The 25,995-nt window shown below is 43.7% G+C and carries 26 protein-coding genes; 14 read left to right on the forward strand and 12 right to left on the reverse strand.

What is annotated here, in order from left to right:
* Positions 1 to 9 precede the first annotated feature (9 nt).
* Positions 10 to 1,080 carry a DUF21 domain-containing protein gene (locus MSMTP_RS07000; protein ID WP_048178400.1) on the reverse strand — a complete coding sequence of 357 codons (1,071 nt, stop codon included), beginning with the start codon at positions 1,078 to 1,080 and terminating at the stop codon, positions 10 to 12.
* A gap of 410 nt (positions 1,081 to 1,490) precedes the next feature.
* Between MSMTP_RS07000 and MSMTP_RS07005 the strand changes: the two genes are divergently transcribed.
* The 5 genes from MSMTP_RS07005 (at position 1,491) to MSMTP_RS07025 (ending at position 6,002) form a co-directional block, all read left to right on the forward strand.
* A complete protein-coding gene (locus MSMTP_RS07005) occupies positions 1,491 to 1,808 on the forward strand; it encodes a glutaredoxin family protein (RefSeq protein WP_048178401.1) in 318 nt (105 codons plus the stop codon).
* Position 1,809: 1 nt separating this feature from the next.
* Positions 1,810 to 2,340: a ferredoxin-thioredoxin reductase catalytic domain-containing protein gene (locus MSMTP_RS07010; protein ID WP_048178402.1), complete on the forward strand. Its 531-nt coding sequence runs from the start codon at positions 1,810 to 1,812 to the stop codon at positions 2,338 to 2,340.
* 95 nt (positions 2,341 to 2,435) lie between these two features.
* On the forward strand, positions 2,436 to 2,945 hold the full coding sequence (locus tag MSMTP_RS07015; RefSeq protein WP_156153715.1) for a nitroreductase family protein: 510 nt from the start codon (positions 2,436 to 2,438) through the stop codon (positions 2,943 to 2,945).
* A 458-nt stretch (positions 2,946 to 3,403) separates the two neighbouring features.
* Positions 3,404 to 4,480: a polymer-forming cytoskeletal protein gene (locus tag MSMTP_RS07020; protein ID WP_048178404.1), complete on the forward strand. Its 1,077-nt coding sequence runs from the start codon at positions 3,404 to 3,406 to the stop codon at positions 4,478 to 4,480.
* A 451-nt stretch (positions 4,481 to 4,931) separates the two neighbouring features.
* Positions 4,932 to 6,002: a hypothetical protein gene (locus tag MSMTP_RS07025; RefSeq protein WP_048178405.1), complete on the forward strand. Its 1,071-nt coding sequence runs from the start codon at positions 4,932 to 4,934 to the stop codon at positions 6,000 to 6,002.
* A 403-nt stretch (positions 6,003 to 6,405) separates the two neighbouring features.
* Here MSMTP_RS07025 and MSMTP_RS07030 read toward each other — a convergent pair whose 3' ends face one another.
* From MSMTP_RS07030 to MSMTP_RS20170, 6 genes are all read right to left on the reverse strand, one after another.
* Positions 6,406 to 7,833, reverse strand: coding sequence for a tetratricopeptide repeat protein (locus MSMTP_RS07030; RefSeq protein WP_369799630.1), 1,428 nt, complete (start codon positions 7,831 to 7,833; stop codon positions 6,406 to 6,408).
* A gap of 66 nt (positions 7,834 to 7,899) precedes the next feature.
* Positions 7,900 to 9,405: a tetratricopeptide repeat protein gene (locus tag MSMTP_RS07035; protein WP_369799631.1), complete on the reverse strand. Its 1,506-nt coding sequence runs from the start codon at positions 9,403 to 9,405 to the stop codon at positions 7,900 to 7,902.
* Between the two features lie 518 nt (positions 9,406 to 9,923).
* Positions 9,924 to 10,778, reverse strand: coding sequence for a 4Fe-4S binding protein (locus tag MSMTP_RS07040; protein ID WP_048178408.1), 855 nt, complete (start codon positions 10,776 to 10,778; stop codon positions 9,924 to 9,926).
* 176 nt (positions 10,779 to 10,954) lie between these two features.
* A complete protein-coding gene (locus MSMTP_RS07045; protein ID WP_048178409.1) occupies positions 10,955 to 11,302 on the reverse strand; it encodes a branched-chain amino acid transporter permease in 348 nt (115 codons plus the stop codon).
* Complete coding sequence (locus MSMTP_RS07050) at positions 11,299 to 12,054, reverse strand: AzlC family ABC transporter permease (RefSeq protein WP_048178410.1); 756 nt, start codon at positions 12,052 to 12,054, stop codon at positions 11,299 to 11,301. Before MSMTP_RS07050 ends, MSMTP_RS07045 begins: the two co-directional genes overlap by 4 nt.
* Positions 12,047 to 12,181, reverse strand: a complete 135-nt coding sequence (locus MSMTP_RS20170; RefSeq protein ID WP_255351022.1) for a hypothetical protein — start codon at positions 12,179 to 12,181, stop codon at positions 12,047 to 12,049. Before MSMTP_RS20170 ends, MSMTP_RS07050 begins: the two co-directional genes overlap by 8 nt.
* A 196-nt stretch (positions 12,182 to 12,377) precedes the next feature.
* On the opposite strand from MSMTP_RS20170, the gene MSMTP_RS07055 reads away from it, so the two are divergent.
* Positions 12,378 to 12,875, forward strand: a complete 498-nt coding sequence (locus MSMTP_RS07055) for a Holliday junction resolvase-like protein (RefSeq protein ID WP_048182945.1) — start codon at positions 12,378 to 12,380, stop codon at positions 12,873 to 12,875.
* 448 nt (positions 12,876 to 13,323) lie between these two features.
* On the opposite strand, the gene MSMTP_RS19065 is transcribed toward MSMTP_RS07055, so the two are convergent.
* Positions 13,324 to 13,479, reverse strand: a complete 156-nt coding sequence (locus MSMTP_RS19065) for a hypothetical protein (RefSeq protein ID WP_156153717.1) — start codon at positions 13,477 to 13,479, stop codon at positions 13,324 to 13,326.
* A 241-nt stretch (positions 13,480 to 13,720) separates the two neighbouring features.
* On the opposite strand from MSMTP_RS19065, the gene MSMTP_RS07060 reads away from it, so the two are divergent.
* Both MSMTP_RS07060 and MSMTP_RS07065 read left to right on the forward strand, forming a co-directional pair.
* A complete protein-coding gene (locus MSMTP_RS07060) occupies positions 13,721 to 14,245 on the forward strand; it encodes an NTPase (protein ID WP_048178411.1) in 525 nt (174 codons plus the stop codon).
* A 138-nt stretch (positions 14,246 to 14,383) separates the two neighbouring features.
* A complete protein-coding gene (locus tag MSMTP_RS07065) occupies positions 14,384 to 14,860 on the forward strand; it encodes a nucleoside deaminase (protein ID WP_048178412.1) in 477 nt (158 codons plus the stop codon).
* Between the two features lie 247 nt (positions 14,861 to 15,107).
* Here MSMTP_RS07065 and MSMTP_RS07070 read toward each other — a convergent pair whose 3' ends face one another.
* Complete coding sequence (locus MSMTP_RS07070; RefSeq protein WP_082090535.1) at positions 15,108 to 17,345, reverse strand: PAS domain S-box protein; 2,238 nt, start codon at positions 17,343 to 17,345, stop codon at positions 15,108 to 15,110.
* Between the two features lie 320 nt (positions 17,346 to 17,665).
* Here MSMTP_RS07070 and MSMTP_RS07075 point away from each other — a divergent pair, with 320 nt between their 5' ends.
* Positions 17,666 to 18,352, forward strand: a complete 687-nt coding sequence (locus tag MSMTP_RS07075) for a hypothetical protein (RefSeq protein WP_156153718.1) — start codon at positions 17,666 to 17,668, stop codon at positions 18,350 to 18,352.
* 174 nt (positions 18,353 to 18,526) lie between these two features.
* On the opposite strand, the gene MSMTP_RS07080 is transcribed toward MSMTP_RS07075, so the two are convergent.
* On the reverse strand, positions 18,527 to 18,808 hold the full coding sequence (locus MSMTP_RS07080; RefSeq protein WP_197076161.1) for a hypothetical protein: 282 nt from the start codon (positions 18,806 to 18,808) through the stop codon (positions 18,527 to 18,529).
* Positions 18,809 to 19,094: 286 nt separating this feature from the next.
* Here MSMTP_RS07080 and MSMTP_RS07085 point away from each other — a divergent pair, with 286 nt between their 5' ends.
* Positions 19,095 to 20,276 carry a DUF1015 domain-containing protein gene (locus MSMTP_RS07085; protein WP_048178414.1) on the forward strand — a complete coding sequence of 394 codons (1,182 nt, stop codon included), beginning with the start codon at positions 19,095 to 19,097 and terminating at the stop codon, positions 20,274 to 20,276.
* A gap of 197 nt (positions 20,277 to 20,473) precedes the next feature.
* Here MSMTP_RS07085 and MSMTP_RS07090 read toward each other — a convergent pair whose 3' ends face one another.
* Positions 20,474 to 20,929, reverse strand: coding sequence for a hypothetical protein (locus MSMTP_RS07090; RefSeq protein ID WP_048178415.1), 456 nt, complete (start codon positions 20,927 to 20,929; stop codon positions 20,474 to 20,476).
* Between the two features lie 334 nt (positions 20,930 to 21,263).
* Positions 21,264 to 21,566, reverse strand: coding sequence for a hypothetical protein (locus MSMTP_RS07095; protein WP_048178416.1), 303 nt, complete (start codon positions 21,564 to 21,566; stop codon positions 21,264 to 21,266).
* A 280-nt stretch (positions 21,567 to 21,846) separates the two neighbouring features.
* On the opposite strand from MSMTP_RS07095, the gene rsgA reads away from it, so the two are divergent.
* The 4 genes from rsgA to MSMTP_RS07115 all read left to right on the forward strand — a co-directional run bounded on the left by rsgA (position 21,847) and on the right by MSMTP_RS07115 (position 25,987).
* Complete coding sequence (gene rsgA, locus MSMTP_RS07100) at positions 21,847 to 22,902, forward strand: ribosome small subunit-dependent GTPase A (RefSeq protein WP_231582952.1); 1,056 nt, start codon at positions 21,847 to 21,849, stop codon at positions 22,900 to 22,902.
* Positions 22,903 to 23,334: 432 nt separating this feature from the next.
* Entirely contained in the window at positions 23,335 to 23,472 is a 138-nt protein-coding gene (locus MSMTP_RS20350; protein WP_369799619.1) for a Fic family protein, read from the forward strand.
* 115 nt (positions 23,473 to 23,587) lie between these two features.
* Positions 23,588 to 24,796: a lipopolysaccharide assembly protein LapB gene (locus MSMTP_RS07110; protein ID WP_048178419.1), complete on the forward strand. Its 1,209-nt coding sequence runs from the start codon at positions 23,588 to 23,590 to the stop codon at positions 24,794 to 24,796.
* An 831-nt stretch (positions 24,797 to 25,627) separates the two neighbouring features.
* A complete protein-coding gene (locus MSMTP_RS07115; RefSeq protein ID WP_048178420.1) occupies positions 25,628 to 25,987 on the forward strand; it encodes an STAS-like domain-containing protein in 360 nt (119 codons plus the stop codon).
* Positions 25,988 to 25,995: the final 8 nt, after the last annotated feature.

The following is a 25,995-nucleotide window of genomic DNA, read 5'->3' on the forward strand; positions in this document are numbered from 1 at the left end:
GGTCCCCTTTCAGTATCTCCTTTTCCGGGTGGATGCGTGAATTGGGCGTGCTTCTTCCTTTCCTGTTCCGCATTCCACTACGATTCCCCGGAGCAGACGCCCCAGGATGTCCGATCCGGTCACGATCCGCTTTTCTTCACCCCAGTAGAGGATCAGGTCCTGGTCTATCACGTCGTCTTCCGGGTGCTGGGGGTAGACCTTGAACTGGCGGATGACTTTTTCAAGCCGGGTCTTAGGGGACCTGACAACGACCGGGAAGTGGCAGTATGAGAGGGGGAGGAAGGGCCCCTTCTTGTAGACTACGTCCCTGAGGAATCCGTCGGCATCAAGCACCATCACGGGTTCTCCTCCGGGGTTGGTGATTATAACCCATTTTTTTCCCGAAGCTTCGATTTTTTGCAGGAATGGGTCCGAAGGTTCCCTGTTGAAGGGAGGGAATATGGGCCGGTTGTTTTTGACCTCAAGGGCTACGATGCTGCGAGGGTCTATTATCGAGCCTTCGTCGGAGATGGAGACATCGTCGATTGAGAGGAAGTTCAGGGCTCCTATACCTTCAAACATCCCTATATCGGATTTTGCAGATTTTATGTGCTTTTCAAGCATAATCCTCATGGCTTGCTCCCTGAAAAGCTCCAGCTTTTCCCTGCCCAGCCACCAGTCCAGAAGCAGGGCCGAGGGTTTTGCCACGGGATAGAGGAGCAGCTGGTAAAAGTAGACCAGGGGAACCAGCCTGGACCCGAGCTTCAGGGCGTTTCTCGAAAAGTAGGCCTGAGGTGCGATCTCCCCGAAACAGGTAATCCCGAATGTGGAGAAGAAGAAGGCTGCTGTCCCTGCCATCACCGAGTCCGTGAGCAGGGTCAGGAGAACGTTAACCCCGACGTTTCCCCAGAGCAGGGTTGTGAGCAAAAAGTTAGAGTCCCGCCTGATTTTCAGGATCTTCAGGGCTTCTTTGTTGTTTGCCTCGGCTTCGATTTCAAGCCTTAGCCGCCCCAATCCGAAAAGCCCTATCGTCAGTCCGGAAAATATCCCGGACTGGACAAGACAGAGTGCAATCAATATCCAGGTAAAAATGACGTGCATTGAAGCCTGTAACCCCGAATTTCTTAGTTTTTGTAAGCTCAGGTTTGTTGTACCTGATTTATATATTATATTTTAGGTTATTATAATTTGATCTTATAGTTCGATTTTCTAACTTGATATTCTAACTTGATATTCTAACTTGATATTCTAACTTGACCTTGTGTGTCTGTTGATCTGATGAATCTTTCGTATTATTTGCTGGTTTTTCCATACCTTGATTGTTATTTCAGGGACGCGATATGATGGGAATAACTTGTATAAATATTTGTGGTAATTTGTAGGGGACGGTTTTGAGGCTTGGGATTAAGGAATATCCGGGATTTCGAGGATTGCGATTAAGGATGATTTGTTTTTCAAGAAAAGTACTCATACGATTAAGGCAAAATTAATGTAATTAAAGAGGGGGCATCATGGACCTTTTTGGCTGGAAGAAAGAGAAGGGAAAGCATGTAGAGGGAATTGACAGGGGAAAGATTGTAATGTACGGGCTCAGCACCTGTGTCTGGTGCAAGAGAACGAAGAAACTGCTTACCGAGCTGGGGGTGGAGTTTGACTATGTCTACGTTGACCGGCTTGAGGGAGATGAGGAAAGTAAAGCCATTGAAGAAGTAAGGCGCTTTAATGAGGTGCTTTCTTTCCCGACTACGATTTTCAATGATGAAAAGGCAATTGTAGGGTTCAAGGAAAAACAGATTCGTGAAGCTCTTGGTTTCCAGAAGGGGGAGTAAGATGGGAGAAGATATTTCGGAGGGATACGGGATAACCGAGGAAGACGTGGACAAACTCCATGCCCGGCTGGACAGGGAAGCCAAACGTGCCGGTTATCACCTGAACCCTGATGTCGAGTTTACGAAAGAACTGGTCCTCGGGATCCTGGTAAACGAAAAGCGCTACGGGTACTGGGCCTGTCCCTGCAGGCTGGCTTCCGGGGAAAAGGAAGAGGACTTGGACATCATCTGCCCCTGCAACTACAGGAGCCCGGACCTGGGCGAGTACGGGGCCTGCTACTGCGCCCTCTATGTTTCCGAAGAGGTCCTGAAAGGGGAAAAGGAACTGGGATCCATTCCCGAAAGGCGCCCTTCCCCCGAAGCCCGCAAGGCCGCAAAAGCCAGGGAAAGTGAAGGTTTTACTTTTACGGGAAAACTTTCCAAACCGGTCTGGAGGTGTCCGGTCTGCGGCTATCTCTGTGCTATGGACGAGCCTGCTGCCGTCTGTCCTATCTGCAAGGCGAAAAAGGAAAGGTTTGAGCGTTTCATGTAAAATCCCCCTTTACATTTTTTACTTCCTAATTTATTTTTATCCTGACAATACTTTTATCCGTTATAAAACGGCATTAGTGAATAGGGGGAATATTTATGGAAACCATGAAAGCTATTTTGTCCAGAAGGAGTATTCGAAGATATACCGATAAACCCGTTTCAGGGGACCAGATCGAGGAGCTTTTGAAAGCTGCCATGAACGCGCCGTCAGCCGGAAACGAGCAGCCATGGCATTTTATCACGGTCGACAGGCGTCCCATACTCGATAAGATCGCAGACATCCATCCGTATGCAAAGATGCTGAAAAATGCGCCGGCTGCTATAATCGTATGTGGGGACGAGAACATGCAGAAGTTCAAGGATTTCTGGGTTCAGGACTGTTCGGCAGCCAGTGAAAATATGCTCCTTGCAGCCCATGCCCTGGGGCTAGGCGCCGTCTGGCTCGGAGTTTTCCCTGCCGAAAAGATGGTCAGGGAAATCCGGGAACTCCTGAACATCCCACCGAACATTATCCCGTTTTCAATCATATCTGTCGGCCATCCTGCTGAAGAAAAAGAAAGCAAAGAGAGGTTTGACGCTTCGAGGATCCATTCAAACACCTGGTAAGGGTTTTCTCTTACCTTTCTATTTCTTCCCATTTTCCAATTCTGCTGTCCGACTTTTCTATTCTTTTTTATACATTTTTAGGCTTTGTAGATAACAATCTAAATCAACCCGGAAAGGGTATTTGTAATTTCCCTTTTCAGTTATTTCTGATAACCTTTTTTTGATTTGCTTTTTAGGTACCGGCGCTCTCACCGGTCGTCAAAGACGACCGGCTTTTCCATAAATGACATTTAAATGAGTAAAAATAGTGTTTCAGTGCCCAAAAAATATCTTCGTTGATAAAAAATAGTCCCGATGATTTTACCCTTCTCTTCTTTTTTCATCTCTTTTCTTCTTTTTCTTCCTGCTGATTTATTGTAAGTAAGATTTATTATGCAATCCGGGAACAATTTATGTTATCGAATTTATTGATTCAGGGGTTTTGATCAATTTAGAGGTAGCTTAAAAGAGGGATACTCATGAAAAGGAAGATGGAATGCTGTCTGGGTTTGCTTATCATTCTTTTTTCTCTGCTGGCTCTTCCGGCAGGGGCTCAAAACGAAGAGTCCTATCTCAGGGTTACGAGTTCGGGGAACGCTTTTGGTGGCGGGGATGACCTGGTAATCGACGAGGATATCGAAGGGGACCTTGTGCTTGCCGGCTCCCGGCTGGATGTAAAAGGAGATATAGGGGACGACTTTACAGGAGCAGGGGGCATGATTATCGTAAACGGGGACGTTTCGGGCAATATCCTTGCTTTCGGCGGCAGTATCAGGGTGAACGGCAACGTAGGAGGAGATCTCGTGGCAGCCGGGGGCGATATCTCCCTTTCCGAGAGCAGCACGGTAGAAGGAGACGCCCTCCTGACCGGAGGCGAGGTTAGCCTTGACGGAGTTATCAACGGGGACGGTTCGATCTCCACCGGCACGCTTCGCACCGGAGAGAACTTCGAGCTTAAAGGGGACCTTGAACTCAATGCCGAAAACGTCCCGCCTGACCTTGAAGAAAATGTGGGAGGCTCTCTTACGGTTGTCGAAAGGGCGGAAACCGATGAGTTTGTAGCAGACGCATCCGAAGGTTTCGGGTTTTTCGGTTTCATCGTCGGGCTCCTGTCCTCGCTTGCCCTCGGCCTTGTCCTGATCTACCTCTTCAGGGACTTCGTGGTCGAGCTTGCGGAAACAGTCCGGGAATCCGCACTGAAAGCCGGGGTTCTGGGGCTTGTGATGCTCATCTTTATCCCTGTCCTGTCCATTGTCCTCCTCATAACGATTTTCGGGTGGAGCCTCTCAATACTGCTCACTCTTCTAACAACCCTTGCCCTCTTGGTTGCCACGGTCCCGGTGAAACTGCTGGCAGGAGAACTTATCTACGAGAGGGTGTTTAAAAAGGAAGCAGGGGAGCTGATGTATTATCTCATAGGGGCAGTTGTTTTCGCAATTGTTTACGAAATTCCCTACATTGGCGGACTTGTCCAATTTGTGGCACTGCTCCTGGGGTTCGGGGCGATAGGGGTCTGGTTTGCGGAGGCTGGAAGATCCAGAAAAGTTTCATTTTGAAGTGATAGAGGATAGTGAAGTGAAAGGAGACACAGTAGCTGCTGGTTATATGCGCGTTTACTCTGGGAGTTGAATGGAATTAATAGACTGGCTTATCCATTGGAATCTTAGTTGACTAAAAGATTTCCTCGGTTAAGGTGAATGAAGAAATTGCGTGGCTTACTCTTAATATCTTAAATTTGGGCGTAAAGGAGAAGCCTTGCATTCTCTAATCTTTTAAGATTCCTTTCAAACCCGATGAATTATGTGGAAAGTCTGGGTGAAATATATTACTTTTATAATAAATTCTAACATTTTGGCTTTGTAGATATCTATTCTTTTCTGCTTTTTTTCTTCCTGTTTATTTATTTTATGTAATATTTATTATGCAATCGGGGAATAATTTATGTTAACGAATTTATCGAATCATGGATTTTGATCAATTCAGGGGTAGCTGATAAGAGGAGTGCTTATGAAGCGTAAGTTGGAATTTGGTCTGGGTTTGTTTATCATTCTTTTTTCCCTGCTGGCTCTCTCGGCAGGGGTTGCAAACGAAGACTCCTACCTCAGGTTTACAAGTTCAGGAAACGCTTTCGGTCGTGAGGATATCCTGATAATCGACGAGGACATTGAGGGAGACCTTGTGCTGGGTGGGTCCCTACTTGAGGTAAACAGTAATATCGGGGACGATTTAATAGCTGGCGGTGGTTTGATTTATGTAAACGGTAACGTTTCGGGCAACGTACTTGCCTCCGGAGCAAGAGTCCGGGTGAAAGGCAACGTCGGAGGAGACCTGATGGCAGTCGGAGGCGAGGTCTTCCTCTCCGAGGACAGCACGGTGGAAGGAGATGCCTTCCTGACAGGAGGCATGGTTGCCCTAGAAGGGGTGATCAATGGGGACAGCTCGATTTCCGCTTATACGCTACGTACTGGAAAGAACTTCAAGCTTAAAGGTGATCTTGAACTCAATGCCACAAACACCCCACATGACCTAAAAGAAAATGTAGACGGCTCTCCTAACGTTACTGAATGGGAAATAACTGATGTGATATTAGAAAAAGCGTCCGAAGGCATCGGTTTTTTCGGCTTCATTCTCGGGCTCTTGTCCTCGCTGGCCCTCGGCTTGGTCCTTATCTTCCTCTTCCAAGACTTCGTGGTCGAGCTTGAGAAAACCGTATGGAAATTCAAACTGAAAGCTGGATTCTGGGGCCTGGGGATGCTTATCTTTATCTCCATCCTATCTCTTGGCCTCTTCATAACGATTCTCGGGTGGAGCCTCTTAATGCTGCTTGCTCTTCTAACAGCCTTGGCCCTCCTGGTTGCCACTGTTCCGGTGAAACTGGTGGCAGGAAAAGTCATCTACAACTTGGTCTTTGAAAATGAAGATGAGGAGTGGGTGTATTACCTTATAGGCGCAGTCATTTTTGCGATTGTTTACGAAATTCCCTACCTTGGAGAGCTTGTCCACTTTGTGGTGCTGCTCATAGGGTTCGGGGCTATAGGGATCTGGTTTGAAGATTACAGTAAATTTGGAAAACCATAAAAAGCTTGCTTTCGGCAGGTGGCGTTCATATTCTGAATAATTTTTTCCGATGCCGTTTTTCGCCTTATCTCAGAAATTACATTCAATATCTGTAAATTCCATACACATGCTCTTACTTATATATGGACCAAGATTCCAAGTATATGTAAACGTTATCAAATGATTTCAGTTAGAGATTGTTATTTCAAAAACGGCATCAGGAAAAATGTCTAAATTATTATGTCGATCTGCCGAATATAAGAAAAGGGAAAACATTCGCTCTAATCTCACATAGAGGGTTCTACCGTATAATTATATTGAGTGCTTCCTGAAGAGAAAAAAGAAAGAATAAAGGTATGAAAATTATCTGGATATTTGAGAGGCATATCTCTTCTCTAATATTTCTTTCGAAGAGATGTACTGTTCACATGTCTTGATCTATATCCGGATACAGGTCATGCCATCGATCAGTTGTTCTTCTCATCGGGTCCACAAGCATTCTCGAGCACTTTCTAATTACGGAGATATCTGCTGACCTATCAAATCTGAAAGGTGGAATCGGTGGGTTGAACTCGATAATCGGGATAGGATGGCGTAAATGGACTTCAAACCCCTTTCCGGAAACTTGTTTGAGGTTTGGAAATAGCAGTATGAATATTATAAGAAGTATAATCATTGAATACTGTATAGCGTATGTTCTCCAGATGATTGTAAAATTAACATGTGGGATATCGTAATTTTTCTCACTAAAGAGAAATAGGGGTTGAAGAATCCCAACAATAAGAATAAACAAAAATAATAATATTAGCCAATTATAATATTTGTGAATAGGAGATGAAAGCCACCACTCCCATGAAGGGGGGGTGATCCGGTAATACCATATATCCTTAAGCAAATTCTTCGCAGATTCATTTAAGGGGGTTTTAGGCATTAATTTTCTACATGCTTTAAATTTTTCTACAGCGCTATGGAATTCATTGATCTTATAATAACAGCACCCTAAAAAGTAGAGAATATATGCCCGGATTTCCTTGTGTTTTTCTAAATTACCATCATGACATTTTTCATACAACTGGGACGCGGCTTCTAAATCCCTTATAATTTCTTGAATTTGCTTTTGATACTCAAAATTAGTTTTTTCGGAACTTTTAAACACAGATTCACTTTTCAGGTATTTAGCGTAGGCTTTCCAAACACCGAATTTACATTCAGTCGGATCTAAAGAAATCGCTTTTTCGAAAGAATCTATGGCTCCTTCATAATCGAGTTTTTTAATTTTTACAAGCCCATCCAGGCACCATGCCTGGCTCTGTACAAATTTATTTTTTGTGTTCTGTGAAAAAGCTTCCTTTACTTTTTCAGCAGCCCCCATCCTGTCTCCAAAGTTTAAAAGAACTTTTCCCAGATAAATATATGAAAGGGCATTGGTAGGGCAGTATTCAATCGATTCTTCAAATGACCTTTTTGCGTCTTCATACTTTTCAAGATCATAAAACACGATCCCCAAATTATTCCAGGCATCGGCGTGGTTTGGATTGTATTCTATCGTTTTTTCAAAAGCTTCCTTTGCCTTTTTGTAATTCTCAGTCTCATAATATATGGAAAGACCTTTTAAGAAATATGCCTGATAGTAGTCTTTTTTTATATTTATTGCATTTTCAAACGCCCTTCTTGCTTTTTTGTGACAATTCTGATAATGATAAATAAGTCCTTTCCAATACCATGCCTGGTAGTTTTTGGGATATAAATGTATAGCTTCATCAAAGGCTTTCAGGGCTTCCTCGTATTTTTCATCATCATAATAATTTAGTGCTTTATTATTTAATGTATCAAGTGCAACCTTTTCATTTATTTCTACCGCCTTTTCAAGAGCATCTTGTGAACCGCTATTTTCTTTCTGCTCGCGAAGGGTAAGGCCCTAGTTGCTAAACGCTTCTGCCTTGACACTTTTACAAGATTTAATGTTAATTGCTTCATTGAAACAATCTATTGCTTTTTTGTAATAGTCAGGAAAATGTTTACTAAGAGAGCGATAAGCTACACCCATGTTACTCCATGCATAAGCGTTCTTTGGATCGAGGGCTATACATTTGTTAAATGCTTCAATTGCTTCCTCGTATTTTCCAAGTTTGTTAAGAACAAGACCTTTGATATACCAGGCATTATTTGATTTCGGTCTGATCAATATGAATTTATGAAGTGATTCATTGGCTTCTTTGTAGCTTTTAAGGTAATATTGAGCAAGGCCTCTATTGTACAAGGCAACGGTATCACGGGGATTTTCTGAAATAATCTTGTCCAGAATATCAATAACTTCTCTAAAGGCTCCGGTTGCTTCCCCATATTTTTTAATACGGAAGTGTATAAGTCCTCTGCCGAACCAGGATTCGTAGGAATTTTTATCGATTTTTATGGCTTTATCAAAAGCTTCCAGGGCTTTATAGTATTTTTCCAAATGAAAATAGGTAAGCCCAACATAATTCAATGCACAGCAGTCTTTGGGGTTGATTTCTACAGCTTTTTCAAATGCCAGCCTTGCTCCATCATATTTGTGTTGATCAAAATATGCAAAACCTTTATGCATCCAGGCACATACTTCTTTGGGATTGATTTCTGTGGTTTTGTCAAAAGCTGCTATAGCTTCATCGTATTGGTTAAGGGAACAAAGAACAAGGCCTTTCTTGTACAATGAATCAAATTCATTTGATTTTTCATATAAACTCAAAGCGTTTTCAAAAACCTTTTTAGCTTTGGTATATGCTCCAAGTTCACGATAAGCAAGACCTTTAAGGTTCCATGTATCCGCGTCATCCGAATCAACAGCCTCTTCAAAAGCCTTTATAGCCTTAGCATATTTTCCAAGCTCATATAGAACAATGCCTTTTTTGTAATGTGCTTTTTTGTGTTCAGGAGCATTTTTTATAACTTTCTCAAATGTTTCCAGTGCTTCTTCATGTTTTTTGAGATTATACAGGACAAGTCCTTTTTTATACAATGCATTGGCATTAATATCTTGAGAAAACACTGATATATATTTTTCATATAATTTCAGCGCTTCTTTAAAAGCTTTTTCAGCTTCTTCATGTTCTCCAATTTCGCGATGGGCAAATCCTTTATGGTACCATGTGTCGGGGTTAAAAGGGTTAGTTTCTAGAGCCTTATTAAAAGCACTTTTTGCTTCAGAAAACTTTCCAAGTTTACGGAGAGCAAAGACTTTGTTATACCGAGCTTTATCATTCTGGGGTTTAAGGTTTAAGACCTGTTGGAAATCATCTGCAGCATTTTGATATTTTCCGAGTTTGAGGTCAACTAGGCCCTTGTAGTACCATGCATTGTCATCATTTCTATTTTTTATCAGAGATTTTGTAAAGTTATCTCTCGCGTCTTCATATTTTCCAATATTAAAAAAATAAAGACCTATGATATACTAATCCTTAGCATATTTAGAATCCATGGTACACCAGCGGCTTAATTTTAAGATTTCATATTTTTATATAATTAATCTTATTTATATATGTATAGATCATGTTTCCTGAACAGAAGTCCTTACAATTCCTGAACATTTCAACTTCAAAAAGCCTGGATATGACATTAGTTTCCTAAAGTGAAAATCAAAAAAAGTAAGCAAGGGGAGGAAAAAAGCTCTCCCGAATGGAGACTACAATTCTCCTCTTGAAAATCAAAGTTGCGCTGGCGCACCCCGCTGCAAGCAACGGGGTATGTTCGCGCCACCGCTGAAAATTCCGTAAAAGAAGACATTAGACATAATACGGTTTAGTTCGAGCAGAACTTAACAAACAAAAAGTGGAATTGAGCATTAGCATTGTCACTAACGGTTACTGGGGAAGTATCCATCCCCGCAGCAAGCTACGGGGTATTCGACTGAAATAAATCTAGGAATGGATCCACAAGTTTAGATTCCTGTGACCCTTCTTTAGCTTATCAAAAAATTGTTTCCCTGTATTTCTCAAACCCGAGCCTGTCCAGCAGGTCCCCGAATCTCTCTCCTTCCATCCCGTGTTCCCTGTAATATTCCAGGGTTTTTTCGAGGACTGAGAAGAGCTGTTCCTCATCTGCCATTTCGAGGAGTTTCGTGCAGGCTCTCGGGAAGCGGCCCACTTTCCCGCCCACAAAAATAGTATAGCCGGTTTTTTCTGCCCGAAGTGCGCCTTTTCTGCAGGCTGCAATGCATTCCCCGCAGAGGATGCACTTTTCCCTGTCGATCTGTAGTTTTCCATCTTCGATGCTGAGGGCACCTGCCTTGCAGGTCTTTACACAGCGTCCGCAGTCCACGCAGTTTTCTTCCACCCAGGTCGGGAGGACCATGCCCATTATCCCGAAGTCGTTTTCCTGGGGTTTCATGCAGGCGGCGGGGCAGCCTGTGACTGCGATCTTGAACTTCTTGGGAGCGTAGGTCCCGAAGTACATGGCGTCGATTTTTTCTGCGATTTCCGGGCAGTTGATCAGCCCGTGGTTGCAAACGGTGTTTCCCTGGCAGGCCACAACTCCCCTGACCTTTTTGCCGGAGGCTCCCCCGAAAAGGTCGGCGTTTTCCATTGCTTCGATGATGATGTCCGTGTTTTCCAGTTTGACAAAGGGGATTTCGATTCCCTGTCTTGAAGTGATGTGGATGTGCCCGTCTCCGTATTTCTCGGCGGCGTCGGCAATAGCCCGGAGCTGTGCTGTCTCGATGCGGCCGCCTGTGCTGTGCAGGCGCATGGAAAAAGTGTTTTCCTGCTTCTGGGGCAGGAAGCCTTTGCTTTTGAGTGAAGGTAAATCAACTTTTTTTTCATTCATGAAGGTCACTTCAGCGGGATGTATCGAGGGTGACCTATATAAAACTTGTGCAGGGCTCTTGCATCAGTGCGTGCATCCAGAACTAGTTTGTGCATCACGCATCAGGTTTTCATCATTCATCATCGCTTTTACTGTGCTTCAGTGCTTTCACCGTGCATTAGCGGATTCTTCACGTATTAAAGGAATGAAAACACGTCGCACTGCACGAGCAGCATGTAAAGCCCTGTCCCTGCGAAGATGCTGAGCATGGCGTTTCGTTTCCAGAGGTGCAGACCTGCCACCATCCCGATTGTGAAGAGTTCAGGAAACCCGTAGGGTGCGGCAAACCATTGAACGTCTTTCAGGCAATAGATGACCAGGAGCAGCAGGATCATTGGAGGCAGGTTCTTTTCGATCGCTGAGAGCCCTTCCGGGGGAGCCCTGCAGCTGAAACAGATGAAGGGGAGCGCCCTTGTGGCAAAGGTCGCAAGGGCAGTGGCTGTGATGATCACAAGCATTTGCATTGTTCCCAGCGTTTCCGTCATGAGCTTTCCTCCTTCACTTTGCTTTCAGCCACCTGTGCAGGAGGCTGCGGGACATTCCCGGTTTTCTCTCCCACGAATTTCTCGTGTGCGATCAGGACAAGAGTCCCCAGGATGATCGAGAGCAGAAGCATATTTTCCGGGCTGAAAAGCAGCAGAGAGACAACCCCTGCCCCGAGGGCTGCCATGAAGGGGAAGCGCGAGCTTGAGTTGAAATACTGCTCGATGGTAAGCACTACGAAAAGGGCTGTCAGCACGAAAGCCATGCCCTCCAGGTTGAGGTCGAGCAGGGAGCCGAGCACTGCCCCGAGGACGCAGCCTGCTATCCAGTAGAGGTGGTCAAGGGCGGCTATGTAGAGGTAAAACTTTGCCTTCGAGCCGCCGGCGGGGACTTCTGTTGAAGTAAGGAGCGCATAGGTCTCGTCCGTGAGCGCAAAGATCAGGTAGGGCTTGACCTTCCCGACGTCGGAGAACCTGTCAAGGAGGGAAAGGCCGTAAAAGGAGTGCCTGAGGTTCAGGAGCAGCGTGGCAATCACAAATTCCGTAATCCCGGCTCCTGCCGCCAGCAGGGCTACTGCCAGGAACTGCCCCGAGCCTGCATAGATGAAAATTGCCATTATAAGGGCATAGACCCAGTGATAACCTGCCCCGTCGAGCAGGAACCCGAAAGCCATTCCCAGGGGGATGTAGCCGAGAAACACGGGAATTGTGGTTTTTAAGGCGCTCATGAAAAGGTTTTTATGCTGTTCACTCATCTCCTGTCCCTTCTGTTTGTTGCCTCTTTTTCTTTTCTTCCTTTTTCCTTTCTTCGATAACTCTTTTCATTGTTTTTTGGTGAAATGAAAACCAGAAATTATATTTATCGTATTTATGTTTTGCCAAATTTGTCCGAAAAATTATGAATCAATGCCCCTCCCTTCTCAGCAGAATGCGCCAGTAAACACCGAAATTGTACTGGAATGTTTAAATAGCTGTACCAATTATTTTTAATTCAATGACCATTTGCGGAAATCCTGTACTCTTTGCGTCACTTACCCTTACAGATCTAAAAAATTCAACCCTTATCGGAGAATTTGTTATGAACGACTGGCTCATTCCAACCCTGATCATCTTTCTTGCTCTCTTTGCAGTTTATATCCTGTTCAAATACATCCAGATGAAAGGCCGGGTGGAGTCCCGGGCCCGCGACCTCTTCGAGACCTGGCAGACCCGCGAGATGGAAAAGCAGGTCTCCGAAAGAGCTGACAACATGTTCAGGTCCTGGAAAATAGACGAAGAAAAAAAGATCCGCCAGGATGCCGTAAAGAAAAGTGAAGCCGTCATCCGTGGCAAAGTCACGGAACACCTTATCCCCTATTTCCCGGACTTCGAATATAACCCGAAGGACGCACGGTTCCTGGGCACACCTGTGGATTTCATAGTTTTTGACGGCCTTTCCGAGGGAGATATGAACAAAGTTGTTTTCGTAGAGGTGAAGTCCGGAAAGACCGCTGTCCTTTCCCGGAGGGAGAAGCTTGTGAGGGATTGTATCGACAAAAGAAGGGTCACTTACGAGATTATTCATAACCGGGAATAAGTTAGAAGAACGAGAATAAACTAAAAGAACGAGAATAAGTTCGAAGAACGGGAATAAGTTAGAAGAGGGCTTTTTCGTTATTTTCGTTACCCTCTGCTTTCATTAAAAATCCCAGAATCCGCTTTTTTTCTTGCTTTCAATGTCCCGGGGCTCTCACCGGGCGCCGAAGGCGGCCGGCTTTTCCTTGAAATATAATATGAAAATCTGAATACTACCTTTATATTGGTAGTAAAATGCCTGATATATTTACCTTTATATTGGTAGTAAAATGCCTGATATATTTACCTTTATATTGGTAGTAAAATCTCAAAACGTACCGTTAAAAGGTTAATATTAAATAGAGCATGAAAAGTAGCAGCAAACCTGAACTGAATTTGATGTCCAAAAACCACCTAAACGTAAACTGGTTCAATATAAACCAAAAATAAAAGAGAAGAGTTAACGTTTTTCAGTCGTACTGCCCGCCTTCCACCGTACATCCGAAGTTTGTGATATCTTCAACCCTTTTCAGGGTCTTGTTTATGCTTTCAAGAGTCGCTTCCATTTTTTCCAGCCGGTTCTCTATTCCCTCAATTCTTGCCAGAATTTCCTGATCTGTAGCCAAAATTATTTCCCCCGGGTTTAATCTGCATGAATGCAGTTGTATTTGGTAAATTTTAAAGTAATTCAGTTGTAGTATACTATATGTAAATTATATGTAAATCAATGTTTTTATAGGCAGCGTCGTGAAGATACTTGTTTTTGTCATTTATAACTCAGGTAAACAACAATTTGATAAATGCTGTCTGGTAAACAACAAGTTAGTTAACGTTTTTTGACGCAGGACAGATAGAGGGTGTGTTTTCATGCGGAGAATTGCAGTAACAGGGAAGCCGGGTGTAGGGAAATCAACAGTCGTTGCAAAGGCAGCCGGGAAGCTGGCCGAGAAACAGGGGCTCAAAATCGGTGGCATCCGGACTGCTGAAATCCGGAAGGAAGGGAAAAGGGAAGGTTTTTCAATCGAAGACCTGGCAACCGGAAAGACCGGTATCCTGGGTCATGTCAAGGGTAGTGGTCCGAGGGTTGGAAAGTATCACGTGAACCTGGAAGACCTTGCCGGGATAGCTGCGGGTGCACTCATGGCTGCTCTGGACTGCGACCTTGTTGTAATCGATGAAATCGGACCGATGGAACTTAAATCCGAAGAGTTTATTTCGGCCGTGGAAGATATTCTGGAGTCGGAAAGGCAGGTGCTGGCTGTGCTGCACAGGTCCAGCAAACATCCTCTGGCGCAGAAGGTGCGGGAAGAGTTTGAGGTTTTGACGGTTGATGAGGGAAATCGGGATTATTTGCCTGATAAAATAGTGGAGATGTTTGGATATATAAATTGAAATTCTCTGGTTTCTAATTCTCTGATCGCTTACTATGAAAATAAATTACATTTATTTACATGTAAACTCAAACAGGAAACAGAAAACTTTTTTTATATTTTAGAAGGCCTTTTGAAAACGCAAAAATGAGAGAAAAACATGTCAGATAACGATGCTTTTTTGTTTATGAGACGGGCTATCGAACTTTCCCGTGAAAGTGTGAAAAAAGGAGGAGGGCCTTTCGGCGCCGTGATTACCAGAAATGGGAAAATTATTGCGGAAAGCCATAACCAGGTCACCTTGCTTAACGACCCCACCGCCCACGCCGAGGTCAATGCCATCAGGGACGCAGCCCGGAAACTGAACACTTTTGACCTGAGCGGCTGCGAGATATACGCTTCCTGTGAACCCTGTCCGATGTGCTTGGGGGCTATCTACTGGGCCAGGCTTGACAAAATCTTTTTTGGCGGGAGCAGGTCTGATGCCGGATCCGTAGGATTTGATGATTCCTTTATTTACGGGGAAATTTCACTCCCTCTACTGAATCGAAGCATTGAGTCTCGCCAGCTTCTCCGGGAAGAAGCCCTTGAGGCTTTCAAAGCCTGGAAACTATGTGAGAATAAAATTGAATACTGATGAAAATTGAATATTGCTGAAAATTGAATATTGCTGAAAATTGAATATTGCTGAAAATTGAATATTGCTTAAAGTCGAATATTGCTTAAAGTCGAATATTGCTTAAAGTCGAATATTGCTTAAAGTCGAATATTGCTGAAAATTGAATATTGCTTAAAGTCGAATACTGCTGAAGGGCAGGCTTGCCTGGTTTTGCCTGGTTTTGCCTGGTTTTGCCTGGTTTTGCCTGGTTTTGCCTGGCTTTGCATCACATTCCTGACGACGGAGAAGCCGGTAATTCAAAGGTAAAAGCCGTTCCTTCGCCTAATTTGCTTTCCACCCGGATTTTTCCACCGTGCATTTCGACAAACTTCTTTACCAGGGCAAGTCCGAGCCCGGTACCTTCAAAAGAGCGCTTCATAGAAGAGTCAATCTGGATAAAAGGGTTAAATATTTTGTCTAGGTCTTCTTCGGAGATACCGATACCTGTGTCCTTGACAACTACCCGGATCATTTCCCCGTCCCTCTTTGAGAAAACATCAATCGAACCTCCTTCGGGGGTGAACTTTGTAGCATTGCTTAAAAGGTTGTACATGATCTGCTCGAATTTGCTCAGATCCGCATAGACGGTTAAAGCCTGAGTTCCGGGTTTGTGGCTTAGAATAATGTTTTTTTCTTTTGTTTGAGGAAGCATGGTTGAAATTACCTTATCAACGGATTTGCCGACGCAGAACTCTTCCCTTTCGAGTTCCATTTTTCCTGATTCTGCTTTTGACAGGTCAAGGATGTCGTTGATGATGCGGAGAAGGTTTTTCCCGCTTACGGAAATAAATCCAATGTACCTGGACTGCTTTTCTGTCAGGGGGCCGGCTGTCCCCTCGGCAATCAGGTCCGAAAAACCGATAATCGAGTTCAGGGGTGTCCTGAGTTCGTGGCTCATATTTGCCAGAAACTCACTTTTCGTGCGGTTTGCTTCTTCGGCAGCCATTTTTGCATCGATTAAGGTCTTTTCAGCCTGTTTTCTTACGGTTACGTCCCTTACGACCACAATATTTGCCGGCATGTTCCGGTACATTATTCGGGTGCCCAGGCCCTCTATCCAGAGGGTTTCCCCATTTGAGGACCGAATTTTATAGGTCCTCAAATAGCCGCCTCGGCCATTGTAGACGTTTATCTGGTCTTCCAGGGCGGTTGCCCCTGATTCAGGAATCAGGAATTTATAGATGTTTGAGCCGATTACCTCGTTCAGCGGAGCATCCACCATTTTTCCGACGGCTGCATTTGCGGACAGGATATTGCCTTCGAAATCAAGGATCAATATGCCGTCAGGTGTATGCTCAAAAAGGGCGCGGAACTTCTCTTCACTTGCTTTTAAAGCCTCTTCGGATTTTTTGTGCTCCGTGATGTCTCTTACATATGCGATCAGCCTCTCTTCCCCGGCCAATTTGAAGAGTCTGGTGCTGATTTCGGTCGGAAATAGCGTCCCATCTTTCTTTTTATTTACCCTCTCGATCGCCACATCCCCGGTGGTTTCTTCAGCTGTTATTCTCTCGGGCAGGGTTTTTGCAAATTCATCGGGGACAAGGTCTGCGATGGTCAGTCCGAGCATTTCTTCTTTGGTATACCCGAACATCCTGCAGGCTGAACTGTTGCAGTCGAGAATCTCTCCCCGGTCGGTTTCTACAAAAATCCCGTCAATTGCCATCTCTACGAGATTTTTGAATTTTTCTTCGGATTCCAGCAGGTCTTTTTCGGTCTGTTTGCTGGCAGTGATGTCGTAAACGTTGGTGAAAAGCAGTTCCTTGTCTTTTACATTAATAAAGTTAGTATACACTTCTACGTCCCTGATTTCTCCGCTGGCAAGTTTGTGAGAGGAATGAAAGTGGCCTTTTCTTTCAAGGAAGATTAGCTGCTGAAGGTCCTCTACTTTTTCGCCGGACATTAGATGAATATCAAAAATACTTTTTGCGGTCAGTTCTTCCCGCGTATACCCGTAATAGGAACATGCAGGATCATTAGCGTCAACAATGAGGCCTCTCCCAGGTTCCACCAGAAGCGTTACTGCAGGACTGTTATTGAAAAAATGCTTATACCTGTTTTCGCTTTCCTGAAGGGCTTCATAATTCTTTTTTATCCTGATCAGAGACTTTATCCTTGTTTTAAGCTCAAACCTGTCAATAGGCTTGCTGATAAAGTCATCAGCCCCGTATTCGACTGCCTTTATCTTATTTGATTTTTCAAAAAATCCGGAAATGATAATCACAGGTATAAACCTGGAAACCGGATCGCTTTTGATTCTCCTGCAAACTTCAAACCCATCGACTCCGGGCAGCATCAGGTCCAGTAAAATTAGGTCCGGGTTCAGGTTTTTCACGAGATCAAGGGCTTCCTTTCCACTATTAGCAGGGATTGGGAGGTAGTCATCTTCAAGCTGCAAACACAGTAATTCTACCTGATCCGGTTCGTCATCAACGATGAGGATTTTGGGCTTATCGGAGGAGTGCAATTTTGATCATCTTTAAAAGTCGTTTTAATTAGGGTTTTCGGGCGTACACTGTGACATAATGTATATAGTAAACACTCATATATATCTCTAGTTATATATTTTGTTTTCTGATCATCTGTTTTTTTGTAAAGTGGAAAATTTTCTGGTCGTTAAGTCAATTCCTCGCTTCTTAGATATCAATACATGCCTGAAGCAACTGGATTGAGTGGTTCCGGATCTGTGCGAGTAAAAATGACAACAATTCTATGTTCACAAAGAAATCTACGGGAAATATATCAGGATGATTTGTTCTAAACGCAGTTTCAAAAAATATATCCCACATGAATAAAGAAGTCCATATATTATTTTTAATGGATTTTTGGTATGGGGGAAATATGAAACTAAAAGAGTGTACGGTATTTTGTCTGGTAATGGCTTTGCTTTTACTGAGTGCCGGGACAGCAACTGCTGACTCGGTGATTCAATTCGGAATGACAGCGGATGGAAAACCGCTTGAACTTACAAGAACGAGTTGTGCAACAAATAAGTGGTGGATAGAAGCTCCCGTTGTACATGGGCTTTCCTTCGAGGGTGTCAAAAGAACGGATCAGGGAGCGTATATAATTCCCGCAAACAAAAAAATTGTTTCCATATGCGTCCCGCATTTTGGCTTTTTACACGGTATTGACACTTTAGATGCCGTCTGTTTAAAGAGGGGAGAGCCGGATATCGTCTATCCTTATATCGGAGAATCCCGGGGAGATTGGGGGAACTGGGAAAACATAACTGCAAAGCAATATTTTAATCAAGACGTGCTCTATTTAGGAGGCGATTTCTTTGACAATGGCAAAAAAAATGATGGAATCAATGACTGCTATGTGGTTCTCTGTGATATCGGGGATGCAGCTCCCCTTGAAACAGGTGTATACAGCTTTCTTATAACGGGCTGGGCCGATAATGGAGATTGGAGAGCCGTAGCTTCATGTGTGCCTATATATGTCCCTGATAAATCTTCTTCAAAAAAGTGACTAATGGAATTGACTAATGGAATTGACTTAACGATGTGGAATCACCCCTTAATTCCACATTTTACCCTCTTTTTGCATTACTTTTCCTGAAAAACCTATCATCTTTTGAGACCGTTAAGGAAAACGAGTGGGTTCTTGCGAGTGTTCCTCATTAGGGGAAGGTAGTTTTTCGTATTATTCCTCATCCTCTTTACTGAATGCTCCCCCTATCGCCATTCCAAAGAAAGTTCCAAGAGCAATTCCCGGGCCGATGTTGCCCATAATAATTCCAATTAGCATACCCAGCTGCATTCCCAGGGCAAGCCCGAGTCCCATTCGGTTCTTCTTCGCGAAATCTTTCGTGTATTTGCCAGTCTCCTTAGCCGTTTTTTCCATCCTTTTGTAGACCAGGAAAACAACTATTGTGGTGACGATTAAAACAATTGTAACTGTTAATGCAACTGCCGGAGTGATCATTATTTTGAATTTTCTTCATTAGTATATAACTATTTTTAAGTGGATGGGTGCCATAGAAAATAATATTTTGCCGGGACTTATCATGTGGAGGAGAATCTGGTAGCAGTTAAGAGTTAGGCATTTGAATAGTGACAGCTGAGAATTAAGCATTTGAGAAGTGATAGTTGAGAAGCGGTAGCTGAGAAGCGGTAGCTGAGATGTGTATCCCTCATTCCTTACTTTTTATATTTATTCTTAAATAATGATCTTAGAAATCTTTATATCATATCTTCTTTTTTCATTAACTATGACGCTGCATGTTCCTCACATTCTTCTTCCGAAGGGTAATTGGGAAGAGTGGGCAGTAATCGCTTGTGACCAGCACACCCAGGATATCGAATACTGGGAAAGGGTTGAAGCCTTTGTTGGAAATACCCCTTCTGCTCTTAGGCTTATTTATCCGGAAATATATCTCCCATTAAATGAAAAAAGGGTACAAGACATTCATCAGGCCATGCGTGATTATAAAGAGATTCTTGTTGATCACGGTCCCTGTTTCATTCTTGTAAAGCGCTCGGTTTCAGGTAAGGAAAGAACCGGGCTGGTTGTCGCGGTCGACCTGGATGACTATGAATTCGATGGGTCCTATTCTTTTATCAGGCCAACTGAAAAGACAATCAAAGAAAGACTTCCCACAAGGGTCAAGATAAGAGAGGATGCGGAACTGGAACTTTCCCATGTCCTGGTCTTATATGAGGACCCGGACTTTTCCGTTCTCCCCAAAATTACAGCCGATCCTGTTTATGATTTCGATCTGATGGAAGACGGCGGGCACATCACCGGGTACAGGGTCAATGATGAAAATGCAATTAAAGAAATTTCCGATAAAATCCAGGCCCTCGGGGGCTTTCTTGTCGGGGACGGAAACCACAGTCTTGCTGCAGCAAAGAGTTTCTGGGAAAGCATCAAAGGAAGCGTTCCGGACAAGCATCCTGCAAGGTACGCAATGGTCGAACTCGTAAACATCCATGACCCCGGCCTGACCTTTGAACCGATCCACAGGGTCGTAAAAGGCGTTGACCCCGGGAAATTACTCAAAAGATTCAACGCAAGGATCGTGGAGTCTCCGGTTTCGGAATCTCCGGTTTCGGAACCTTCAGTTGCGGAATCCCCATCCGTTCATTCAATCGGATTCATTACAAAAGACAGGCGTGGTACCCTTGTCTTTGACAAACCCGGGCATGACCTGGAGGTTGAAACCCTGGACGAGATCATTGATGATTATCCGGTTGAGTATGAACACGACCCCGAAATTGTAGAAAAACTCGGAAAAGAGCCGGATACTATTGGTTTCTTCCTTCCTTCCTTTAAAAAGAGCGAATTCTTCTCTCTTATAGAAAAGAAAGGCGTCCTTCCAAAGAAGTCCTTTTCACTCGGAGAAGAAAACGAAAAAAGATATTATGTTGAGGCCAGAAGGATTACTCAATAACTTTTACCCAATATTTTTTTATTCAATAACTTTTTTACCGATATTTTTTTACCGATATTTTTTTACCCGATATTTTTCAGGACAATACCATTCCCAGTGCCGTACCAGGGGTCGAAGCAAAACCCGGGACTAGTGGCTGTCTGTTTGTTCACTTTTCTCCCTTATATCTTCGGAATTTGCAGAAAGCTGCTGAATGATCATATCTCAGTTAGTGGTAGCTGCCTCTTAAAATCCGGTAAATACCCTTCTCTATGTAAGGCTATTTTGTAGTCATTTATTGCTTTACATATTTTGTGTGTGAACTTGATGCAATCTTTGCCCACCTCTCCTTTGAATAACAGCTTTTCCGTTACCTCTATAAACTCCGGATAAATTAATACTAATTCTTCTTTAGTGTGTAGAAATAGAGCTGCAAAATCTCTGTGAATGGACATACTTCTTTTTAGCAGTTCAAAATTTAATTGATCTTCAGACAGGTAGTTCTTGAATTTTAAATATGTATAAAAGTCTGCTATATTCTGATTTAATGAGCTTAAAATTGAATACAACACGTTGTCAGTGTCTGGATGGGGAATATCCGGAAGGTCCAGATACTCACCAGTGTAATTTTCTTCCTCTCCCCTGTTCTGGTTACGGGTTGTTTCCTGATCCATTTAATCTCTCCCCACTTAAATAATCCCCTCTTTAAGAATACCCGCTTAAATAATCCCCACTTAAATAATCCTTTAATATTTCTGGCACTTTCTCTGTTTTATACTTGCTCACACTTCCATTAAATGCAATGATTTGTAAGCTTGAATTCTATATATAATGAATTCAGTCATTTTTTCAAAATACTTGAATGATTGTATGATCTTGAACATTTCATTATGTTAAAATCTTTTCATATCTTCAAATATACACAATCCATTGTATTTTTTAACGGCTCTCAAACCCCATCCTTGATTCTTAGAAACAGGCTTAACAGTAGACGGTCACCCTCAAACACTATTTTTTATTTTCCTTGTCGTCTGCCCCTAACGCCGATCCAATTGCCAGTCCCAGGGCAGGCCCGAGAGCAACTCCAAGAGCAATGTTATCTGTCATGAGGCCAATTAGCAAACCCAGTGACATGCCAATGGCAAGCCCGGTTCCCATTGCATCCTCTTTCCTGTTCTCTTCCCCGAAGCTTATTGTGTACTTGCCGGTCTTATTGACCTTTTTTCCCTGGTGGTAGAAAATGAGAGAAAGAGTTATAGCAGCGACAATTAAAATTATAACAATCTGAGGAAAAGCCGTATTATCCATCATTCTGAATTTGCCACTTTAGTATAAATAGAGTTTGAAGCGGAGTGACTGTCGAGTTGAGATGCCTATCTGGTTGGATGCCTATCTGGTTGGATGCCTATCTGGTTGGATGCCTATCTGGGTGAGGATTTTCCAAATCTTATTTTTTATATTTTTATAGTCCCGGTGAGCTGTGTAATCGGGCTGATGATAAATAATGAATCAAAAGACTTATCCATTTAAAATTGATAGTTTCTAATCAATGAATGACCATTCTGAAGCGGAAAGTCCGGGGCATGACCGAATGAAGGCCGTTCCCGGGTGGAATGAAGAACTTGAATCGGCTTTTTCTGCCTACGAAGGCCCCTACCTTGCCGGAAGAGTCATGTCCCGGCATAAAACGGTCTGCGACATTCTTATTCCCGGAGCTTCCGTGCAGGCGGGAATTTCCGGAGCACTCCTGCGGATCGGCAAGCAGCCGGTGGTGGGGGATTTCGTCGTTTTGCTGGACCAGCCGGAAACGGGCTCACGCCTGGTCGTAAATATCCTGCCCAGAAGGACCTGCCTTTCAAGAGGGGCTCCGGGAGAAGGGGGCGGGGAGCAGGTGCTTGCTGCAAATATCGATACCATCTTTATTGTAACTGCAGCAGGAAAAGACCTCAACCTGCGAAGGCTCGAACGCTACCTTACCGTTGTGTATTCCTCCGGGGCAAACCCGGTGATTCTACTGAACAAGTCCGACCTTGCGGAAGACTCTGCCCGCCTGGTCGAAAAAATACGGTCCATTGCAGGGGCAGTGCCGGTCATCCTCCTGAGCGCCCTTTCAAAAACCGGGCTCGATGCCCTCAGCCCTTATCTCAAGCCCGGGGAAACAGTGGCCCTTATCGGTTCCTCAGGTGTCGGGAAATCCACGCTCATCAACTCCTTTTTTGACGAAACCGTCCAGAAAACCTCAGACGTCCGAAAAGACGATGAGAAAGGAAGGCACACAACCACAGTCCGCCAGCTCTTCCTGCTCCCCAACGGCGCAATTGTCATAGACAACCCCGGAATCAGGGAAATCCAGCTCGGGGACTCTTCCGAAGGCCTTGAAAAAGCCTTTTCAGATATCATTAACGCAGCCCAAAACTGCCGGTTCAAAGACTGCACCCACCGTGACGAACCGGGCTGTGCTGTCCTGCAGGCGGTAGAGGAAGGGCTCATTTCAGAGGAGCGGCTGGAAAGCTACCACAGGCTAACCGAAGAACTCGTATTCCAATCAAAAAAGTCCGAAATCGGCCTGAAACGGCTTGAAAAAGAAAAACACAGAGATATATCGGTGACTATCAAAAAATATCGGAAATTTACGGGGAAGCCGTAAGGTGGTTCAGGTCGGTTGTGCTTAGCAGCGATATGCTGGGTTCGTTATGAATCTCAAAAGTTACCGATATGGGTGGAAAGTATTGGGGCAAAATTACCGATATAGATGGTAAGTATTGGGGCAAAGTTACCGATGTAGATGGCAAGTATTTGCCTGAAATAAATGCAGAGTTTAATATCTCATTTTTTATATTTTTACAGTGCTGGGACAGCTGCGTGAACTTTCCCTGTATAACTGAAATCGTCTCCTAAAGGAAGAATTGTAACAGGAAGGTTCAAGTAAGGTTCTGGCCGGAATCATAGCTCTGCGAGTTACTCCGCAAGTTAACTTATTAGGGACCAAGTTGGGACCAAGTTGGGACTAAGTGTGGATCAGATGAAGCTATTGGTGAACTTTGAAGACACTCATTCTATTACAGACCTGACGGAATAGGTGGAAAGGACCAACCTGCCTAAATTCCGTGAGATGATTCTTAATCCACTCATGGAAGCCAATCTAATAGAGATGACTATTCCCGAGAAGCCACGCAGCAGTATGCAAAAATATCGCTTAACAGAAGATGGTCGATAGATATCAACTTACATTCAGTTACTTTAGCTGGAAGGTTGTGATGTTTGCTGTTTTTTTGTGGGAAACTTCCGAAAGAGGCGGTTAATTCTAATATCTCGAGGTCTAAATTCCCTTTATGTCCAGACAAGCCGAAGATTTGCTAAATAGGAATTTAAAGGATGCCTTTTCCCTCATTGAAAAAAAGAAGTACAAAAAAGCCCTTGAAAAACTTGATAAAGCCGAAAAACTTGCGGAAAAAGCAAAGAGACTGGATCTAGTGTGCCGTGTCCTGCTGCAAAGGGGAGCAGCCATGGTTTCCATGGATAAACCGGATGAGGGCCAGGTACTGTATGATAAAGCCCTGGAGATTTTCAGGACTTCCGATTTAGATGAGCATGAGAATTCGGTTCTTCAATTCACCCTTTCAAATACCTTCCAGGAGCTTGCAAGACATTTTAAAAAGGCAGGCAGTGTCGAAAATGCAGAAAAGTGTTACCTGAACGAAATAAAGGTCCATGAGATTCTTCTGAAGAAATATCCTGATGATGAGGACCCCAAAATCGATATTGCCAAAACTTTCGATTCCATCGGGGATCTCTATGAGGGTTCTGGACCAGAGGATATGGACCCAGAAACTGAAAGGCGGTATTACGAAAAAGTCCTGGACCTGAGGGAAAAAGCATTTGAGCTGCTTGATGAAAGTGATCTCTACAGAAGCAAGCTTGTCAGGGTCCTTGGAAAGCTTACGGACCTCTATTTATCGCAGCAGGATTATGAGACTGCAATTCAGCTGCAAGAGCGTGTTGTTGAAGCCTTTGAAGAAATGATTGATGACCTGGCAAACTGGAAAGAATTAAAGGCCAAAGGAAATGCCTATGATAAACTGGGTTTCCTCTATTCGAAAATCGGAAAAGAGGAGCTTGCAGAGGAGCAGTATTCGGAAGCCCTTGAGTACTACGGGATGATTTTCGATGATGAACTCTGGTCCCTTTCTGATAAAATGATACTGGCTGACGAAATCATGGAACGTGGAAAGGACCTCCTCCTTTCAAAGAAATACGGAAGTGCAAAAGAATCCATGGACCTGGCCCTTGATTTCATTGAAGGTGTAGACAAAGAAGAACTGGAAGAAATTGAAAAAGAATCCAGAGAGCTGGCTTATGTTTTCCTTGGAGAAGGTGAAGAGGAGCTGGAAGACTCCGGTTATGTGGAAGAAGTTGCCGGGATCTCCATGGAGTATGCAAAAACTCTCTCAGACCTGGGCCGGGATAAAGAAGCAGAGGAGTTTACTGCAAAATCGGAGGAAATATTCAGGAAACTGGGAGAAAGGGGCAGCGATGACTGAAGAGGATATTGAATAAGGTACTGAAGAAAAGCGTTGATACCACATTTTTAAGTTTTGCTTTTTATTACCCGAGTTCCTCTTCGGGAGCACGGAGTCTGTTTCGCTGCGCTCAAGCGGACTGAAAACAAAGTTTTAAATCTTATTTTTTATTTTTTGCCAGTGCTGGGGCAGCTGAATGAACTTTCCCTAAACAACCTTAATTTCTAGAATAAATCGAAATAAGCCTTCTTCCTTTCAATGGGGCGTTTTTTGAAAATCCGAAACTGGGTTTTCATGAATGACTGGTGGGTACCGGGACTCTCACCGGGCGCCGAAGGCGGCCGGCTTTTCCAAGAATAAATTGAAAAATAGAATGCAAAGTAAAAAACGCCAGCGTAAATTAATGAAGAAAATATCACTGTACATGATTACATCTTTATGTGTCAGCTCTCAATTCAAAAAACTTACATGTGCTTTCTATTTCAACTTCTTTTTAATTTCAGTCAGGGAAAGGCCGGCCTTCGGCCGGTGAGTACTCCGGTACTCGATAAAAGCGGATCAAAATACCTGGCCTTGATACCTTTAATTCTACGATTAGACTCCGGTGATTTTTCTAATAGTTCGGCGTCTGATTTTAAAATCTTATTTTTTATTTTTTGGCTGTGACGGCCCACCGCGTGCACTTTCCCGGAATTGCCGGAGTTATACTTCAAAGCTATCAGAAACCCTATCTCCTTTTTTATTCCAGAACAGATACAAAGAAGGGTATATGGTTTTATTATGAAGATGGTATAATTATCTCTCAAAAACCAGAATAACTCTAATGCAGGTTAGCTTTTCAAGGGAAATATCATGATTGATACCGTGAAAATCCGTGTAGCAGATTCTGTAGGAAGTGGTTTTTGTGTTGCTTCCGGGGACGGACAAAGAATACACGAGGCGATTGTTGGAGCTTTCCACATAAATAAAAAAGTGAAACTCTCATTCTCAGAAGTAACTGACCTTACCGCTGCCTTCCTTAACGCAGCTATCGGACAGTTATACGGGAAATTTTCGGAAAATTTCATTCGGGAGTATCTTTCTGTTGAGGACCTTTCAAAAGAGGACCTTATTTTATTCAAGAAGGTCGTTGACCGTGCAAAAGGCTATTTCAAAAACCCCGAACCCTACAGGCTGGCAGTTCAGGATGTGATTGGGGAGAATGATGAATAAGCAATCCA

The organism is Methanosarcina sp. MTP4 (assembly GCF_000970045.1).
Classification (GTDB): Archaea; Halobacteriota; Methanosarcinia; order Methanosarcinales; family Methanosarcinaceae; genus MTP4.

What these genes read in the sequence shown, in the direction of transcription:
- MSMTP_RS07050 (WP_048178410.1), bottom strand. Translation starts at nt 12,054, where the DNA reads ATGAGTGAACAGCATAAAAACCTTTTCATGAGCGCCTTAAAAACCACA.
- MSMTP_RS07110 (WP_048178419.1), top strand. Translation starts at nt 23,588, where the DNA reads ATGTCCAGACAAGCCGAAGATTTGCTAAATAGGAATTTAAAGGATGCC.
- MSMTP_RS07060 (WP_048178411.1), top strand. Translation starts at nt 13,721, where the DNA reads ATGCGGAGAATTGCAGTAACAGGGAAGCCGGGTGTAGGGAAATCAACA.
- MSMTP_RS07090 (WP_048178415.1), bottom strand. Translation starts at nt 20,929, where the DNA reads ATGGATCAGGAAACAACCCGTAACCAGAACAGGGGAGAGGAAGAAAAT.
- MSMTP_RS07080 (WP_197076161.1), bottom strand. Translation starts at nt 18,808, where the DNA reads ATGATCACTCCGGCAGTTGCATTAACAGTTACAATTGTTTTAATCGTC.
- MSMTP_RS07055 (WP_048182945.1), top strand. Translation starts at nt 12,378, where the DNA reads ATGAACGACTGGCTCATTCCAACCCTGATCATCTTTCTTGCTCTCTTT.
- MSMTP_RS07075 (WP_156153718.1), top strand. Translation starts at nt 17,666, where the DNA reads ATGAATAAAGAAGTCCATATATTATTTTTAATGGATTTTTGGTATGGG.
- rsgA (WP_231582952.1), top strand. Translation starts at nt 21,847, where the DNA reads ATGAAGGCCGTTCCCGGGTGGAATGAAGAACTTGAATCGGCTTTTTCT.
- MSMTP_RS07065 (WP_048178412.1), top strand. Translation starts at nt 14,384, where the DNA reads ATGTCAGATAACGATGCTTTTTTGTTTATGAGACGGGCTATCGAACTT.
- MSMTP_RS07040 (WP_048178408.1), bottom strand. Translation starts at nt 10,778, where the DNA reads ATGAATGAAAAAAAAGTTGATTTACCTTCACTCAAAAGCAAAGGCTTC.
- MSMTP_RS07005 (WP_048178401.1), top strand. Translation starts at nt 1,491, where the DNA reads ATGGACCTTTTTGGCTGGAAGAAAGAGAAGGGAAAGCATGTAGAGGGA.
- MSMTP_RS07020 (WP_048178404.1), top strand. Translation starts at nt 3,404, where the DNA reads ATGAAAAGGAAGATGGAATGCTGTCTGGGTTTGCTTATCATTCTTTTT.
- MSMTP_RS07025 (WP_048178405.1), top strand. Translation starts at nt 4,932, where the DNA reads ATGAAGCGTAAGTTGGAATTTGGTCTGGGTTTGTTTATCATTCTTTTT.
- MSMTP_RS07095 (WP_048178416.1), bottom strand. Translation starts at nt 21,566, where the DNA reads ATGATGGATAATACGGCTTTTCCTCAGATTGTTATAATTTTAATTGTC.
- MSMTP_RS07115 (WP_048178420.1), top strand. Translation starts at nt 25,628, where the DNA reads ATGATTGATACCGTGAAAATCCGTGTAGCAGATTCTGTAGGAAGTGGT.
- MSMTP_RS07015 (WP_156153715.1), top strand. Translation starts at nt 2,436, where the DNA reads ATGGAAACCATGAAAGCTATTTTGTCCAGAAGGAGTATTCGAAGATAT.
- MSMTP_RS07010 (WP_048178402.1), top strand. Translation starts at nt 1,810, where the DNA reads ATGGGAGAAGATATTTCGGAGGGATACGGGATAACCGAGGAAGACGTG.
- MSMTP_RS07000 (WP_048178400.1), bottom strand. Translation starts at nt 1,080, where the DNA reads ATGCACGTCATTTTTACCTGGATATTGATTGCACTCTGTCTTGTCCAG.
- MSMTP_RS07085 (WP_048178414.1), top strand. Translation starts at nt 19,095, where the DNA reads ATGACGCTGCATGTTCCTCACATTCTTCTTCCGAAGGGTAATTGGGAA.
- MSMTP_RS07045 (WP_048178409.1), bottom strand. Translation starts at nt 11,302, where the DNA reads ATGACGGAAACGCTGGGAACAATGCAAATGCTTGTGATCATCACAGCC.